Here is a 16,388-nt window from a genome sequence, read left to right on the forward strand (position 1 = left end):
TTGATCAATGATAAATTATTAAAATACCCAAAGTTAGTATCCGGGGTTCTGATGTCCAACTAGTGCAACGTTCTCTTGGATTTCGGAAAGCGGAATTGGAAAGAGCTGATCGGTGGCTTGCCAAGAAGCGCCTTTAAGATTAGATAATACTCCATCAACAAGTCCCAGCCTTTTCAAATCAAACCAACGATGGCCCCACTCAGTAAAAAATTCAAACCGCCGTTGAGAAATTATTTCCGCCATAATTTCTGATGCCGACGTTGAATTAAATTTTTCAAGCCCTGCCCTAGCTCGGATAATATTTATATCATCCACCGCAGATGCAAGATCGCTCAGTTTTAAATTTGCCTCCGCTCTGATCAAGTATTGTTCACTAAGCCTCAACACAGTTACTCTTTCTGTTGTAGGCTCCATTGGAGTTATCACCTTATATTTCGCAGGCAAATAATACCATTTACTATCTAAATAGAGGCTATCGAACCATATAGTGCGTCTCTGGTCGCCCACTGAAAAGGAATTCACTAAATTCTCATTTAAATAAACTCGCGCGGTCAATGGCGATATCTTAGCTGCAAGAAACTCCAATGCGTCTGAAGTATTGGTGTTAAAAGAGCTGACTGATTGTATTTGCCAAATTGACTCTTTACTGTTGACTAGGAAAACTTCTTCCGGCGTAGATAATTCATACAAGGAAGTATTAAGTATAACCGAATCAGAATACCGTTTTGCATTTGTATAATCCCCAGAAAAAAGAAAAACTCTAGCTAATAGAGCCTTCGCACAGTAACTATTGGGGGCAATGCGCTCAATAGAAGATCTCAACAAGGTGCCATCAAGGTAATTTCCGCTTAATAAACTCTCACTTCGCCTTAAATCTTGTATAATCTGCTCGTAAACATTGGACGATTTTGTTCTTTCAATGTTCGAGTTTGTCTTGAAATCTGTAGTTAGTACCAGAGGGATGTCCCCGTACAAATTAACAAGATAGAAAAAACATAGGCTGCGAATAAACAGCGCCTCTCCTAACAATTGGTCTCGTACCTTGGGAGTCAAGAATTCGTTATTTGAAAGACCATTAATTGCAGAATTACATAGGAAAATGTATACGCCGTAAGTATTTGACCAAAAATCCCCAGCACCTGGATTTGAGGCTGTTAACGAGTTAGAATAGTAAGGTGGAACCTGCAGATCGTTAGTAGATTCGAAATATTTTAGGTCATCTGAGGAGAGAGACGTATACAATGACAAAGAAGTAATCCCGAGTGAGATACCTTGTTGACTCATCCTTGTATATATATTATTGAGTGCGGCGATAGCGGACGCATCCGTTTTAAAAACCAACTCTGCGTTAGTACTTGTGGTAGGGGTTTCCACTTCAACAAACTTCCTACAAGAAAAGAGGAATATTATCATTGTACAGCACACCAGCATTCGTAATCGATCGCTATAAAGGAACTGACTGGCGGGGCTCGATGAACCGATAATTCTTTTTAAAAAAAAGGGTTCAAATATTTTCTTGATTTTGTTTTGGTCGAAATACATAATCAATCATTTGTGAGTTAAAGTGAAATCTGCGCACCGAAAGTGACTGTACGAAGTGGAGGTAAACTAAAGTTCGATTTAGATTCTGGGTCTAATCCTTTGTACGGTGTAAATGTTAGCAGATTTTGACCATGAGCATAGAAGCGAACCGATCGCAACTTAAGTTTTGAGAGAACAGAAGTCGGTAAGTCATACGATAAGGATACATTTTTTAGACGTACAAAAGCTGCGTTCTGCCAAAATGCATCACTGAATAGATTATAGTTATAAGCCATCGTTGCATCGAAATTTGTTGCTGATGCAAATTTCTGTATCGTAGTTATATCACCTGGCTTTCTCCAATGATTAATTACATCACGTTGCTGATTATTACGTCCAGCACCGGGCATAGAGGAGCCGGGTATGTTTTCTCCAAGTTGCTTTACGAACTGAAAGAGAAAGTCCAAAGTAAAACGTCGACAATTCAGTGTATTACCAATTCCTCCATAAAATCGTGGGTTAGGGTCTATGAAGCGATTGTAATTAAGAGGATCACTATCGGGATTATTTGTTATTTTCCCATCTTTGTCATAAAATTCATATAATCCTGTCTCTGCATTAACGCCCGCAGCCCTGTATAGTTTAACGAAATTGGCGGGTTGTCCCACTATCAAAGTACCTGCATATGTAGAAGATTCAATATCGCCAAATTCAAGGAGTTTGTTTCGAGGAATGGTGAGGTTAAAATAAGTATTCCATGTCAGGGTATTAGTCTTAATATTTATTGAATTCAGTGAAAACTCAAAACCCGTATTTTGAATTGTTGCAGGCATGTTTTCAATAAAGCTACCAACCTGACCAGCAGTAGCAGGAAGAGTACCCGGTACTAACATGTTAGAAGACCTGTTGCGGTAATAAACACTCGTTAATAGTATTCTTTCATTCCAAAAGCCTAATTCAAGACCTAAAGAAAGTTTTTTTGTTTCTTCCCATTGAAGATTCGCATTCGCAATTTTGGAAACAGTTAATGCTCCTCCTCGATAAGGCACATCAGGATTAGCCTCCTCGTACAGACTAAGAAAATTATAATCTCCAATCTGATCGTTTCCAGTTGATCCAATGCTTCCTTTTAATTTACCGTAGGATATGAAAAGCGGCCTTTGCTTCAAAAAATTCTCATTTGTGAATATCCAACCAGCGCCAACTGCTGCAAAATTATGAAAGCGATTTTTTGAGCCAAATCTGCTGCTTCCATCGCGCCTGCCCGAAATATTTAATAAGTATTTATTTTGATGTTCAATATTAACAGAAAAGAAACCCGCAGTATACTTATATTTTGAAAGAATTGAACTTCCTGGTAATGTAGACAAATTGGTGGCTGCGGAGATGTTTTCTAGTACGTAGTCATTAGTAAATCCAGAAGCTAATATCAACCGTCGACTGCTGTTGTTGGTCTGAAAAGTAGATCCTACAAGTACATCGATATTCGCCAGCTTAGTTTGTGCTTTGTATTGAATTTGAGGTTCTACAATCCAAGAATTAATATCGTTAAATCCATAAGACGCGCGCCGCGTGAATGTCGCTCGACTTTCAGGAGCAACGATACTAGCAGGTGTAGTAGATATCTCATCGGTTCGGAGTCTATTATATCCGGCATTGGCCTTTATTAATAGTCCCGACATTATTTCATAAGACAACGCCACATTACTTATTAGGTTTGCTGTTTTATTACTATAATACGATGATAATGCAGCCAATGGATGTGGTACGAGGGTACTAAATCCTGTACGTGAAGGCGCCCAATTTAATGTACCGTCTGAATTCTTTAAGGATGGGGTATTGGGCGCCAATGTCATTGCACGTAATGTCAAATCAGCATTTGGCAATCGATTATCATCAGCTAGGTAACTGTTAGATAATGTAATTCGGAATCTACTGTCTTTCGACTTACCATCCAGATTGAATCTAAATGCCATTCTCTGATCCCTCAGGTCGGAGGGAAACACAGTAGATTCTCTGTGAAAATTTCCTCCAACCAAGTATTGAACATTGGCGGTTCCGCCACTTAAATTCAATTGTGCGTCGTTAAAATTCGCGGTACCTCCTAGTAATTCCTTTTGCCAGTCAACATTTCTAGTCGAATCCCAGGTTCCATTGATGTCATAGTCCGTTGTTCCAGGCGTTCTTCCGTCATTTACGAGAGCCTCTCGCCGCATGGCCAAGTAGTCATTTGTATTTAACAATTTAAGTCGACGACCGTTCTTTGCAAAACCAGATTGAATGTTAAGCTCCAACTTCATATCTCCCGCTTTCCCTCTCTTTGTTGTAATGATTATAGCGCCATTTGCTGCCCTCGAACCATAGATTGCAGTCGCATCAGCATCCTTAAGAATTTCAATGCTCTCAATGTCTTGAGGATTGATATATGATAAGGGACTTCCATTTACTGGACCATCGCCAGTTCCCCTCCCAGATGTTCTCTGGACATTACCTAGATTTGGCAACAAAGACTGAACAAATGGAACACCATCAACCACATAGAACGGAGCTACGCCTCGTAACAAACTGTTAATCCCTTGGATATTTATATCAACTCCACTTCCCGAAAAACCAGAGGATTGGGAAATTGTGACACCTGGCACACGCCCAGCAACAGCAAGTATTGGATTACTGACTGGAGAATTTTCAATATCCTTCGACTTCACCTTACTTACATTTCCTGTTAATCGTCTACCTGTTGTAGTATTATATGCCAGTACGACGATGTCGTCGAGTGGCCTTACCAGCTTATTCAATTCCGCAACCCCAATTGAGCGCCTGTTCTTCACAGAAATTTCTCGACTCATGTATGATACACTAGTAACCGTAAGCACATCACTCCCTGAAATATTGCTAATTGAGAAAAATCCGGACTCGTTAGTTATCGTCCCTTTTTGAGTTCCTTTAACCTGTACTGTTGCACCTGCAATATAATTTCCATTTTCATCTGTAATCCTACCTGACACAGACATCGTGTCCCCAGAATTAAATGATGTGGGTCCTTTAGACTCAATTTTCTTTACACCGATATACCGCGGGCCAATTACATTATATACAAGATTTCGATTCTTGAACAATTCATCCAGAATTGTTGGAACATCTTGTTCTTTTGCTTCGCAATCTACAGTTTTATAGGTTGAAAGATCATCTTCTACAAAGTATATAGTAATTCCGCTTTTCTTACTAATCTGATAAAGTATCTCAGACATAGTAGCCTTCTTTATTGAAATACTAATTTTCTTCCCTTGTAAAGGATTCCCCTGAGCAAGTGGCCTAATAAAGCAAACACAAAAAATAATGACCAGCAATCCATATAGGTAAGGTCGGTTCACATGAGTACATGTAGGCATAATGACAGTATTTTGGTTCAAAATGGTTGGTACAACTCCCCGACTACTCCTACCTGCATTGTACACTGCAGACGTAAGTAAACGAACCGTAACATCCTCGATGCAGCACTATTATTTGCTGGATAATGGATGTTTCACTCCGTGTTCTTTAAGGTTATCAGGGAAAAAAATGACAAAGCAATAGCTAGTTGTAGTATTCGCATTCCCATGTCGTACTACAATTATTTCAAGGTATAATGGGCAGTTGTTTTAGCCTTGGTCGGGGACCACTCCCGGACCACCGCAATTAAATGACAGTCCCTTTATTTAATAACCAAGATTTAATGAAAATGTCACGTTGACTTTTGAACTTTTTTCCAAATTAGCTTTTATGGGGCGCCGCAATTGAAATAGCGCTTGAATTTCATGATATTATGTTTGACCATTTAACGTAACTTTATTAAAAGAAAAACAGTAGTATTGAGTTTCGGTTGAATCGCTTATTTTGGTCATAAATAATAACCTTGATACCTGAAAATTGATAGAATATATTTCATCCTTGCCCTTTCCTCTTAAACACCATGTGACACAGTTGCGCCCGGCTATTTAGAAATTGGCTCAAATTTTTATTAATTGTTTTTAAGAGAAACTGTTCAGGGTTGAAAATATGAGTGATACGAAAAAGACATACACTGATATTGAATTACTTCGTCAAATGAGAGAGGGGAATCAAGCCGCTCTCGCGATTTTATACGAACGCTACCGTAGCTGGCTTATCAGGGAAGCTTACTGTCTTATTAAAGACGCACCAGCTGCTGAGGACCTGATTCAGGATGTATTTACATCTGTTTGGAATCTTCGTGCCAAACTTGAAATCAAAAATTCTTTTCAGCCATACTTACTTACTGCGGTTACCAACCGTTGCCTTAACTTTTTACGTAGCAAGCAGCAGCAGCAAAATCATGATGCTGAATATCAGTACATCAAAGACTGGAGTACAAGTCCTGAACCATTCGAGAGAGAAGAATTAGGTAGGCTACTTGAGCAGGCTCTTCAGCGTGTACCACCTGCTGCTCGGAAAACATTCATTTTACAGTACCAGGAAGGCTATTCACAGAAAGATATTGCGGAAGAACAGAATATCAGCAAACAAGTGGTGCGTAATAACACCAGCCTGGCGCTTAAAATTCTCAGGGAAATTTTAGGATTCAAAAAAAAGTAGCCCTAAGGACGTGACATTTTTTTCAATTATTGGTTATTAATATAATAATGGATACGAATCTAGAACATATACGTTCACTGGTTATGCAGGAAATCGACGGAAAATTATCCTCTGAAGATCAAAACAACTTGCTTAACCTTGCCTCCGCCGATGCTGAGGTTGCGGAGCTTCGTGACCATTTATGGAAAACAGCCGGAGACGAAGAAATAAAAAAATACCTTGACAACAATCCTGTTAAAGAACAAACAGAACGTCTGCTCACTCGTATCAATAAGCCCAAAAAGAAAGCAAAAATTATCCTGATGGGTATTGCCTCAGCAGCAGCTGCTGCAGGGGTGATATTGATACTTTTCGTCAATGGCATATTTAGAAACGAAGACACTTCCAGTAATAGAAGGTTGGATTTACTGGCTAAAGGCCCTTCCAGTAATCAGATTCAATTATCGCTTTCATCCGGCACTACATATACCTTAAACGGTGATACCGTCATCGCTACGGCGGCAGGCCCATTAAACGTAACTAGTAAGACACTCAGTTATGATGCAAAAGGATCGGTTGCTGGACAGTATGCAACCCTGACAGTACCAATTGGGCGGGACTACTCTGTAGTATTACCAGATGGTTCCCGTGTACAGCTGAATTCAGCGAGCACGATCCGTTTCCCGCTATCGTTTGACGGACCTTTAAGAGAAATTACAGTCACCGGAGAGGCGTACATTAAAGTCAAATCTGATCCGGCAAAACCATTGTTCGTAAAGCTGCCCGGCTCTACCGTTCAGGTGTTAGGAACAGAATTCAATGTAAATGCATACGATTCAATTGCTAAAATTTCGCTTGTTACGGGCGCTGTCAAAGTAAAATCGATGGGAGATAGCCTGATATTAAAACCAGGCTATGTGAGTCTTTCATCACCGAAAGGAATCACAATGCAGCAATTTGACGAATATGAGACTTTGAGTTGGAGAACTGGGCAGTTTGTATTCCGAAATGCAAAATTCGAAGATGTCTGTAAGGTGATACCACGTTACTTTGGCGCAAATGTGATCTTTGACAATGTTCAAAACGGCTCGAAAAGATTCACCGGAGTGCTAGATCGAACCCAGCCGCTAGAAGTTCAGTTGAGAGGTTTAGAGGCAACTGGAGCCATCTCCTACAAAATGACAAAAGATAGCATCATTCATATCAGATTCGAGTAAAAATTAAGGTTTCTATCACTACCTTTTTATAAGTTATTTTCAATTTTAATCATTAAATGACAGTATTTTTCCAGGGAAACGTGTCTACGTTACCTTGTCTTCCTTTTATTACCCTGAAATAAAGACCTTTTCCTGCAGCTTATGATCCCACACCATCGTCTCACTGGCGCCTTTCTCTATATCCATGTCACCCATCTTATGATTCATAACACGTCTGAAATTCGTAAAACATTAATCTCTCCACTTATACCGGTAACCTATTGGATACATCTATGCTGGCCTGCCTGTTGTGATCCATTTCCGTCTGACAAAGTTCAGCATGATCTTTTCGAAGTTCTTTAAATATTTCCTGGTCACGTTCTTACCAAGCCCGCGAACAGTCTTACATAACAGATCAAACTTTTCAAAGAAGATCTAATCCACATTGCGGATATTAATACCCGGTACCTTATAGCACAAACTGATAAATGCATGGATATGTTTATGGGGCGTCTCGTGACAACAGAGTGTACCCTTCGCACATTCGCATTTCTTCACCTGCACTTCCATATCCTCATTATGCTCTTTAATTACGGTTGACAGCATACGGGATGCTTCCTTACCCGATAAACATCGTTTGAACTGGTAAACTGTAGAAGATAATTACCGGGCCAATAAGAGCTTGTAAGCGCCTTCTACATCTCTTTCAGAAAAGCGTGAGTGATTATTGAGGGAACGTATTTCTTCAGATACAACTTTTACACTCCGAGACGTTATCCCAATCTTTATGATCGATGTAACCCTTCGATGAAAATTCAACGATGCCTATGGAAAAAGTAATCCTGAAAAAGCTGGGGCTTTCCTGTTAGTGTTTGTTTTCTATTTCCTTACATACTTTAAATCGAATACCGCCTTTCCACGATAACAACCATTGCAGGTGAAAGAATATTGTTATCTGATGTCTGCAAAAACACCTGAACCCCCTTTTTGGTAAGGGTTAGCTCAGAAATCGTGACCCAAATATAGGATTGGGGAGATAGGTCACGAAAATGACACCAGCGGCTTTGGGAGACAATGCGTGAGATTGGGTGGGCCTAAAAGCAAGAAACGTTGACAGTCATCGACTATCAACGTTTCTTATTAAGTTTGATCTTTCAATCCGCGGTGAGAGAGGGATTCGAACCCTCGGTACAGTTTAACCCGTACGACGGTTTAGCAAACCGTTCCTTTCGGCCACTCAGGCATCTCACCGAATCATTTTGCCCCGTTAGGGGTTGCAAAAATAGGAATTGTTTTAAATTATCCAAAAACTTTTTCTAATAAGATTTACTGGATTAATTCGTTTACCTTACATATAACCAATTGCGAGCTCGCTTCACTTCCTCCTAACAACTGTAAATGAAAGCTTTAACCAATGTAATCACAGACCCTGTTTATGTGAAAAAAACAGGCCCTGACTCATTTTTACAGCGAACTTTCAAGTCTATGATCAGGGATGAACGTGACCTGCCGTTTGTTTACCTCACCCTGGAACTGACCTTGATCTTATTACCGCTGGCGATCATTTTATACCTCCCGCTGCCCGCCTGGGCATGGTGGACAGCCGCCGTGCTCTATCAGTTGCTGAACAATTTCAGGTATAAGGGTTCCTTCGGATTAATGTTACACTGCACCAGTCACCGGGTGTTTTTTAATAAAAAGTACGATTTCCTGAATCATTACCTCCCCTGGGTGATCGGACCGCTCTTTGGCCAGACGCCGGAAACATATTACAGTCATCATATCGGAATGCACCATCCGGAGAACAATATGCCCGATGATGACAGTTGTACGATGCCTTTCCAGCGGGACTCCTTCCGGGGGTTTAGTAAATACCTGACGAGCTTCTTCTTTGCCGGTGTTATCAACCTGTGCAGATACTTTATAAAAAGACACCGTAAAAAATTACTGGTGAAGGCTTCCAGAGGAGAATTTCTCTTCTTTGCCGTTTGTGTCGGACTCTCAATTGTAAATTTCCCGGCAACATTTACGGTCTTTATCCTGCCATTCCTGATTTCCAGGGTGATTATGATGGTGGGCAACTGGGCGCAGCATGCTTTTATTGACGCCACTGCACCGGACAACTCCTACAGAAACAGTATCACCTGTATCAACACAAAGTATAACCACAAATGCTGGAACGATGGTTATCATATCAGTCACCACGTAAAACCATCCATGCACTGGACAGAACACCCGCATTTCTTCAAACAAACCCTCCAGGAGTACATTGATAATGAATCTATTGTGTTTGACGGCATCCATTTCCTGCACGTCTGGCTCTGGCTGATGAGCAAAAGGTATGACCTGCTGGCCAGGCATTTTGTCAATATTGGGGATAAATACAGTTCAGATGAAGAAATTATGGCTTTTTTAAGGCGGCGGACAAAAAAGATCGACCTCGCTACCGTACCGGCCACTAGTGCAATTGCCTAAAATAAGGCTCCCTTTTTACTTATATGACACATAAATCTTATGAATATGCGTAATCATAAGAATAAGTGACTAAATTTGCGCTCTAACTTTCGATTTTAAAGTCAAAGCATTATGCGCACTGTTACGTTAAAAAGGGTTGTGGTTACCGGGCTGGGGGCCTTAACGCCTATCGGAAACGATGTAAACACATTCTGGAATAGTCTGAAATCTGGTACCGGTGGTGCTGGTCCTATTACCCGTTTTGATACTACGGAGTTTAAAACTAAGTTCGCTTGCGAACTGAAAGGTTTTGATATAGAAAAGTTCATGGAGAAGAAGGAAGCCCGCAAAATGGACATGTTTACTCAATATGCCATGGTAGCTGCTCAGGAAGCTGTTGAACATGCAGGTCTTCACCTGGACGGTGTTGATAAAACCCAAATCGGTGTGATCTGGGCTTCTGGTAACGGTGGTATGCAAACCTTCGAAGACCAGATCGTAGAATTCACCCAGACTAATTTCGTTCCTAAATTCAATCCTTTCTTTATTCCAAAACTGATCTCCGACATCGCGGCTGGTCAGATTTCCATGAAATATGGATTCATGGGCGTAAACTATTGTACGGTATCTGCATGCGCTTCCTCCAGCAGCGCCCTGGTAGACGCGTTCAACTATATTCGCCTCGGTAAAGCTAACGCTATCGTAGCAGGTGGTTCTGAAGCTCCTGTAACCCGCGCTGGTATCGCAGGTTTCAATGCCCTCAAAGCCCTGTCTACCCGTAACGATGATCCATCTACCGCTTCCCGTCCTTTCGACGCTGACCGTGATGGTTTCGTAATGGGCGAAGGCGCTGGCGCTATCATCCTGGAAGAATACGAACACGCAGTAAAAAGAGGCGCTACCATCTACGCTGAAATGGTAGGTGGCGCTATGACCGCTGATGCTTACCACCTGACCGCTACCCACCCTGAAGGTCTGGGCGCGCGCCTCGGTATGGAAAGAGCACTCGAAGACGCTGAACTGAAACCGGAAGATGTTGATTATATCAACGCACACGCTACTTCCACTCCACTAGGTGATGTTAGCGAACTGAAAGGTATCACCGGCGTATTCGGCGACCATCTTAATAAAATCAATATCTCTGCTACAAAATCCATGACAGGACACCTCCTGGGTGCTGCAGGCGCTATCGAAGCGATCGCTTGTATCAAAGCAACCCAGTTCGACATCGTGCCGCCAACCATTAACACCGGCACCCTGGGCGAAGGTATCCCAACCAACCTGAACCTGACCATCGGTAAGGCACAGGAACGTACCGTAAATGTTGCGATGAGCAATACCTTCGGTTTCGGCGGTCATAATGCGATCGTAGTATTCAAGAAATACAAAGCCTAATCTGCTACCTTTTTAATAAAAAAGCGAATTACGTGGCCCCGGCCGTCGTAATTCGCTTTTTGCTTTAGGGCACATATCGACTACAGGCCGGTTTGATAAGGCTTTAATATTTGTTATCCTACGTTAATCCTTCGTTCATGAACGAAGGATTAACGTAGGATAATAATAGTCTGACTAATATTCATTCCCCATCCATCCGGAACCTTTATAACCTTCCGTACCGTCTGGCATGCTATCCCTGATAATCAACATCTTAATATTAACGTACACTAAAATTTTTAGTAAACTCGTAATTATCCCGTAGTTTAGTAGTCTAAAATAGTCCGTGGTACTTCACCTTTATTCCACGGCTTTTTATACCGATATGGCAAAGAAGAAAGAGAATGTAATTGCGCCAGATCCAACACCGGTTACGGCAGATGAGCATATAGCAGTGTTTGGAGCCCGGGCGCATAACCTGAAAAATCTGGACCTCCAATTACCCAAAAACAAACTGGTAGTAATAACCGGCATCAGCGGAAGCGGAAAATCCTCGCTTGCGTTCGATACCATTTACGCAGAAGGCCAGCGGCGATACATGGAAAGCTTTTCCGCATACGCCCGCCAGTTCATTGGCGATATGGAAAGACCAGATGTAGATAAAATTACCGGACTCTCCCCGGTGATCTCCATCGAACAGAAAACCACCAACAAAAATCCACGTTCCACTGTCGGAACGATCACGGAAATATATGACTTCCTCCGCCTCCTCTACGCGCGTGTAGGCCTTGCCTATTCTTATAATACCGGCAAACGCATGACCCGCTTCTCCGAAGAAGAGATCCTGGAGCATATGTTCAAAAACTTTCCGAAAAAGAAACTGGTGATCCTTGCCCCGCTCATCCGCGGTCGTAAAGGTCACTACCGCGAACTGTTCGAACAGCTCCGCAAACAGGGATACCTGAAAGTACGTGTCAACGGAGAGATCCTCGATCTCAAAGAACGTATGCAGGTAGACCGTTATAAGATCCACGACATCGAACTGGTCGTAGATCGCATACAGGTGCTCGACGATGCCCGCGCCCGTATCAGTCAGAGCGTACAAAAAGCCCTGCAGATGGGTAAAGGCCTGCTGTTTATCATGGATAACGACAGCGGTAAGGTCAGTCAGTACAGTAAACAACTCATGTGTGAAGATACCGGCCTTTCCTACGAAGAGCCTTCTCCCAACACATTCTCCTTTAACTCTCCCTACGGCGCCTGCCCGCGTTGTAAAGGTCTCGGTACCATCTATCAGATAGATATGGATGCCGTGATCCCTGACTACGCCGTATCCATTAACGATGGCGGATTAGCACCACTGGGGGAAGCCCGTGATACATTTACCTTCAAACAGGTACAGACACTGGCCCGGAAACATAAGTTCTCGCTCACAGCACCTATTTCTGACCTGCCACAGAAAACACTGAACCTCCTCCTTTTCGGAGATGAGAATGGTTCACTGGAAACGGACATGGAATTCGGTGATGGCACCGAAACAACCTATTCCGCCGAGTTTGAAGGGGTGATCAATACCGTACGCCGCTATTTTAACGATACCTCTTCAGATGCCGTACGCAACTGGGCAGAAAGTTTCATGAAACTGCATACCTGTCCGGAGTGTAACGGTACCCGTCTGAAAAAAGAAAGCCTTTTCTTTAAAGTAGACGAAAAGAATATCGCAGAACTGGGCGGTATGGACCTGGATAAATTACAGGTCTGGTTCAAAGACATCGAAAAACGACTCGATAAGAAACAGAATACCATCGCGAAAGATATCCTCAAGGAAATCCGCGAACGCCTTGGTTTCCTGCTGAACGTCGGACTGAACTACCTCACCCTCTATCGTGCTACACGTACACTGAGCGGAGGAGAAAGTCAGCGTATCCGTCTCGCTACCCAGATCGGTTCTCAGCTGATGGGGATCACTTATATACTGGATGAACCCAGTATCGGTCTGCACCAGCGGGACAATATGCAGCTGATCGACGCACTGCGCAACCTGCGGGAAATGGGTAACACCGTTATCGTCGTGGAACATGATAAAGATATCATGCTGAACGCCGATTATCTGGTAGATATCGGACCCGGTGCCGGTATACACGGTGGTCAGATCATCGCACAGGGAACACCCAAACAGATCCTTAAACTGGATACGCCTACCGCCGGTTATCTCAATGGGAAACGGGTAGTACCTGTACCTGCCGAACGCCGAAAAGGTAACGGTAAGGCACTGGAATTAAAAGGCGCTACCGGCAATAACCTGAAGAATGTCAGCGTGAAATTCCCGCTTGGGGTATTCATCTGCGTTACCGGGGTATCCGGCAGTGGTAAATCTACCCTGATCAACGAGACACTGTACCCGATCCTCAGCAAACATGCTTACGATTCCAAGCTGGAACCAATGCCTTATAAGAGCATTAAAGGCTTGGAAAATATCGATAAGGTCATTGAAATAGACCAGTCACCAATCGGTCGTACGCCAAGAAGTAACCCGGCAACCTACTGCGGATTCTTTACCGATATCCGTCAGTTGTTCTCACAGGTACCAGAGGCCAAGATCAGAGGTTATAACGCCGGTCGTTTCTCCTTCAACGTGAAAAGCGGTCGCTGTGATGTTTGTGAAGGCGGCGGTATGCGCGTCATTGAAATGAATTTCCTACCGGATGTATACGTACACTGTGAGAAATGTAACGGACGCCGCTACAACAGGGAAACCCTGGAGATCCGCTATAAAGGCAAATCCATCTCCGATGTACTGGATATGACAGTAGACGAAGCCGTGGAATTCTTCCAGCCTGTCAGCTACATCTACCGTAAGATCAAAACTTTACAGGATGTAGGTCTGGGTTATATCACCCTGGGACAATCAGCCGTGACCCTGTCCGGCGGTGAAGCCCAACGTGTGAAACTGGCCACGGAACTGTCCAAGAAAGATACCGGCAAAACCATCTATATCCTGGATGAACCTACTACCGGTCTTCACTTCCAGGATATTCAGCTGCTGCTGAACGTACTAAATAAACTGGTAGACCGTGGTAATACCGTCCTGGTAATTGAACATAACCTTGATGTGATCAAAATGGCCGACCATATCGTCGACCTGGGTCCGGAAGGTGGTGCAGGTGGTGGTACGATCCTCTGCAGCGGTACACCAGAGCAGGTGGCTGACTGTAAAGACAGCCATACGGCCCGCTTCCTGAAGATGGAACTGAATAATTAACAGACATATATCACATTACATATTTCCGCTTTCTGTTGGTGAAATTAATCATCGGCAGAAAGCGGAACTTGTAAATAGGAACTCGTAATTTGCAGGCATGAAATATATTTCTGGGATTATAGCAATACTGCTCCTGTCAGTGTTTGCGGCCTGTGAAGATGAGACTAAGACATGTGACTCAACCTTGCTCAGCGACCTGGGTATGAACTTTAAAAAGGATACACTTCAGGGATTTCTGGTCAAAGACACGATATGGCCCAAAGTAACATTATATGCCATTGGTAACGACTCCGTGCTGATCAGAAGGCAGCCAAGAAGCAGCGCGTTCATGCCGCTGGACCCATTACACGATACCTGCAGATTCTACCTGCAACTGGACTCCATCGCTACACCTGATACCCTTACTTTCAGGTATAAAAGAGTGCCCAGCTTCGTATCTCCGGGATGTGGTTTCGCCACCTTCTTTTCACTGGATACAGTGATCACCACTTATAATACCATTGATTCCATACACATTAACAATAGGGAAGTAAACAGTTCGAATGATACGCACATTTCTTTATTCTTTATCTATTAGCCTGGCCGGTCTGCTGACCCAAGCCGCACAGGCACAGGTAAAACCCGCTCCAGCGGCAAGGGATACCAGTATCAAAAGGACAACCACAGATACTTCCGCTCCCCGCAAACCGGTAAAAGCAACCAGCGAGGTGTTACAACCACCCAGAAAAGACTCTTTCTATATCACAGGAGGCGGACTTCGCTTAGGACTGGACATCAGCAGATTTGCGATTCACGCCTTTCAGCCATACCGGACTGACATTGCCATACAGGGAGATGTTCGCCTCGGCAGAAAGATCTATGCAGCTGCCGAAGTAGGCTTTAACCGTACCTCTCATAGCGACTCAAGCTATACTTACAAAGGCAACGGCGTATATACCACCCTCGGATTCGATTACGACTTTCTTAAAAAGAAAGATCCGAACGAAAAGAATATGGTGTACCTGGGAGTGCGCTACGGATTTGCAAGAAATAGCTATGAAGCCCCCAATTACCTTATCAAAAATGGCTATTGGGATGTAGAAACACCAGGCTCTTTTCCCAAAACCAATATGGTCGCCCACTGGATCGAATTAACCTTTGGCATGCGTGTGGAAGCCCTACCCAATTTCTTCCTGGGCTGGGCAGTACGTGAAAAAATCCTGCTGAGCAAAAACTCACCGGATAACTTCGATCCACTCGTTATACCCGGATTTGGCAGCGGCTCTAAAAGCTCTCAGTTCGACCTGACCTATACGGTATCCTACTATATCCCCTTATATAAGCTGAAGTTCAACGAAACAAAAAGAATGGAAAAGCTGAAGCGGAAAGAGGAAAAGAAAAAACTACATCAGTAACATCTTTACATACAAAACGCCCATATTTACTAATAAATATGGGCGTTTCTCTTTATAACAGCAGCCGCTTTACACAACCCCAACAAACCACAATCTTCGCTGCATTTCAATTCCTAATTCTTAATTTCCTAATTCCTAATTGCCCTTTAGGCCCCTGCTTCCCGGATCATTTCAATATGCGGAATATCATCTTCCAGGTACATTTCACTACTCTGCTGAAAGCCCAGTGAACGGTAAAACTTATCCAGATACTGCTGCGCACCTATTTTGATAGGCACTTTTCCGTAACGGTCCTCCACAGTGGCAATGGAATGCTCCATCAGCTTTCTGCCGGTACCATTGCCCCTGGCACGGGAGGAAGTCACTACCCGCCCGATCGAGCACATATCGAATTTAATCCCCGGACCGAAAATACGTGTATAGGCCACCAGCTCATTGTCCAGTGTATCATCATATCCCAGAATATGCAATGCCAGCTGATCCGCATTATCCATATCCTGGAAAACGCATTTTTGCTCTACAACAAACACTTCGCTACGTAACCGCAACAAGGCATACAGCTCCTGCGTGGTCAGTTCCTCAAATGTCTTAATGGTCCACTTTATCATAAGAAGAGGA

11 protein-coding genes and 1 tRNA gene are annotated in these 16,388 nt (G+C 43.1%); 7 read left to right on the top strand and 5 right to left on the bottom strand.

Annotated features, from left to right (window positions below; translation table 11 throughout):
* Positions 1-33: 33 nt before the first annotated feature.
* Together BMZ72_RS23640 and BMZ72_RS23645 are read right to left on the bottom strand one after the other, a co-directional pair.
* The gene (locus BMZ72_RS23640; RefSeq protein ID WP_089812165.1) at positions 34-1,542 is read right to left on the bottom strand and encodes a RagB/SusD family nutrient uptake outer membrane protein; all 1,509 of its coding nucleotides are present in this window, start codon (positions 1,540-1,542) and stop codon (positions 34-36) included.
* Between the two features lie 17 nt (positions 1,543-1,559).
* Positions 1,560-4,769: a SusC/RagA family TonB-linked outer membrane protein gene (locus BMZ72_RS23645; RefSeq protein WP_177222912.1), complete on the bottom strand. Its 3,210-nt coding sequence runs from the start codon at positions 4,767-4,769 to the stop codon at positions 1,560-1,562.
* A 787-nt stretch (positions 4,770-5,556) separates the two neighbouring features.
* On the opposite strand from BMZ72_RS23645, the gene BMZ72_RS23650 reads away from it, so the two are divergent.
* Both BMZ72_RS23650 and BMZ72_RS23655 read left to right on the top strand, forming a co-directional pair.
* Positions 5,557-6,111 (top strand): RNA polymerase sigma factor, encoded by a 555-nt coding sequence (locus BMZ72_RS23650; protein ID WP_089812167.1) that lies wholly within the window; start codon positions 5,557-5,559, stop codon positions 6,109-6,111.
* 83 nt (positions 6,112-6,194) lie between these two features.
* On the top strand, positions 6,195-7,307 hold the full coding sequence (locus BMZ72_RS23655; RefSeq protein ID WP_177222913.1) for a FecR family protein: 1,113 nt from the start codon (positions 6,195-6,197) through the stop codon (positions 7,305-7,307).
* A gap of 414 nt (positions 7,308-7,721) precedes the next feature.
* Here BMZ72_RS23655 and BMZ72_RS36645 read toward each other — a convergent pair whose 3' ends face one another.
* The gene (locus BMZ72_RS36645) at positions 7,722-7,892 is read right to left on the bottom strand and encodes a hypothetical protein (protein WP_177222914.1); all 171 of its coding nucleotides are present in this window, start codon (positions 7,890-7,892) and stop codon (positions 7,722-7,724) included.
* A gap of 556 nt (positions 7,893-8,448) precedes the next feature.
* Positions 8,449-8,537 (bottom strand) — tRNA-Ser (locus tag BMZ72_RS23660).
* Between the two features lie 147 nt (positions 8,538-8,684).
* Between BMZ72_RS23660 and BMZ72_RS23665 the strand changes: the two genes are divergently transcribed.
* The 5 genes from BMZ72_RS23665 to BMZ72_RS23685 all read left to right on the top strand — a co-directional run bounded on the left by BMZ72_RS23665 (position 8,685) and on the right by BMZ72_RS23685 (position 15,770).
* The gene (locus tag BMZ72_RS23665) at positions 8,685-9,761 is read left to right on the top strand and encodes a fatty acid desaturase family protein (RefSeq protein ID WP_089812169.1); all 1,077 of its coding nucleotides are present in this window, start codon (positions 8,685-8,687) and stop codon (positions 9,759-9,761) included.
* A 111-nt stretch (positions 9,762-9,872) separates the two neighbouring features.
* A complete protein-coding gene (gene fabF / locus BMZ72_RS23670) occupies positions 9,873-11,135 on the top strand; it encodes a beta-ketoacyl-ACP synthase II (protein ID WP_089812170.1) in 1,263 nt (420 codons plus the stop codon).
* Positions 11,136-11,499: 364 nt separating this feature from the next.
* Positions 11,500-14,376, top strand: coding sequence for an excinuclease ABC subunit UvrA (uvrA, locus tag BMZ72_RS23675; RefSeq protein WP_089812404.1), 2,877 nt, complete (start codon positions 11,500-11,502; stop codon positions 14,374-14,376).
* A 97-nt stretch (positions 14,377-14,473) separates the two neighbouring features.
* Positions 14,474-14,953: a DUF6452 family protein gene (locus tag BMZ72_RS23680; protein ID WP_089812171.1), complete on the top strand. Its 480-nt coding sequence runs from the start codon at positions 14,474-14,476 to the stop codon at positions 14,951-14,953.
* The gene (locus BMZ72_RS23685) at positions 14,919-15,770 is read left to right on the top strand and encodes a DUF6048 family protein (RefSeq protein ID WP_089812172.1); all 852 of its coding nucleotides are present in this window, start codon (positions 14,919-14,921) and stop codon (positions 15,768-15,770) included. The genes BMZ72_RS23680 and BMZ72_RS23685 overlap by 35 nt, the downstream gene beginning before the upstream one ends.
* 146 nt (positions 15,771-15,916) lie before the next feature.
* Here the strand turns inward: BMZ72_RS23685 and BMZ72_RS23690 are convergent, their stop codons facing one another.
* A complete protein-coding gene (locus tag BMZ72_RS23690) occupies positions 15,917-16,378 on the bottom strand; it encodes a GNAT family N-acetyltransferase (RefSeq protein ID WP_089812173.1) in 462 nt (153 codons plus the stop codon).
* Positions 16,379-16,388: the final 10 nt, after the last annotated feature.

The organism is Chitinophaga sp. YR627, assembly GCF_900114995.1.
In the GTDB taxonomy this organism is placed as follows: Bacteria; Bacteroidota; Bacteroidia; order Chitinophagales; family Chitinophagaceae; genus Chitinophaga.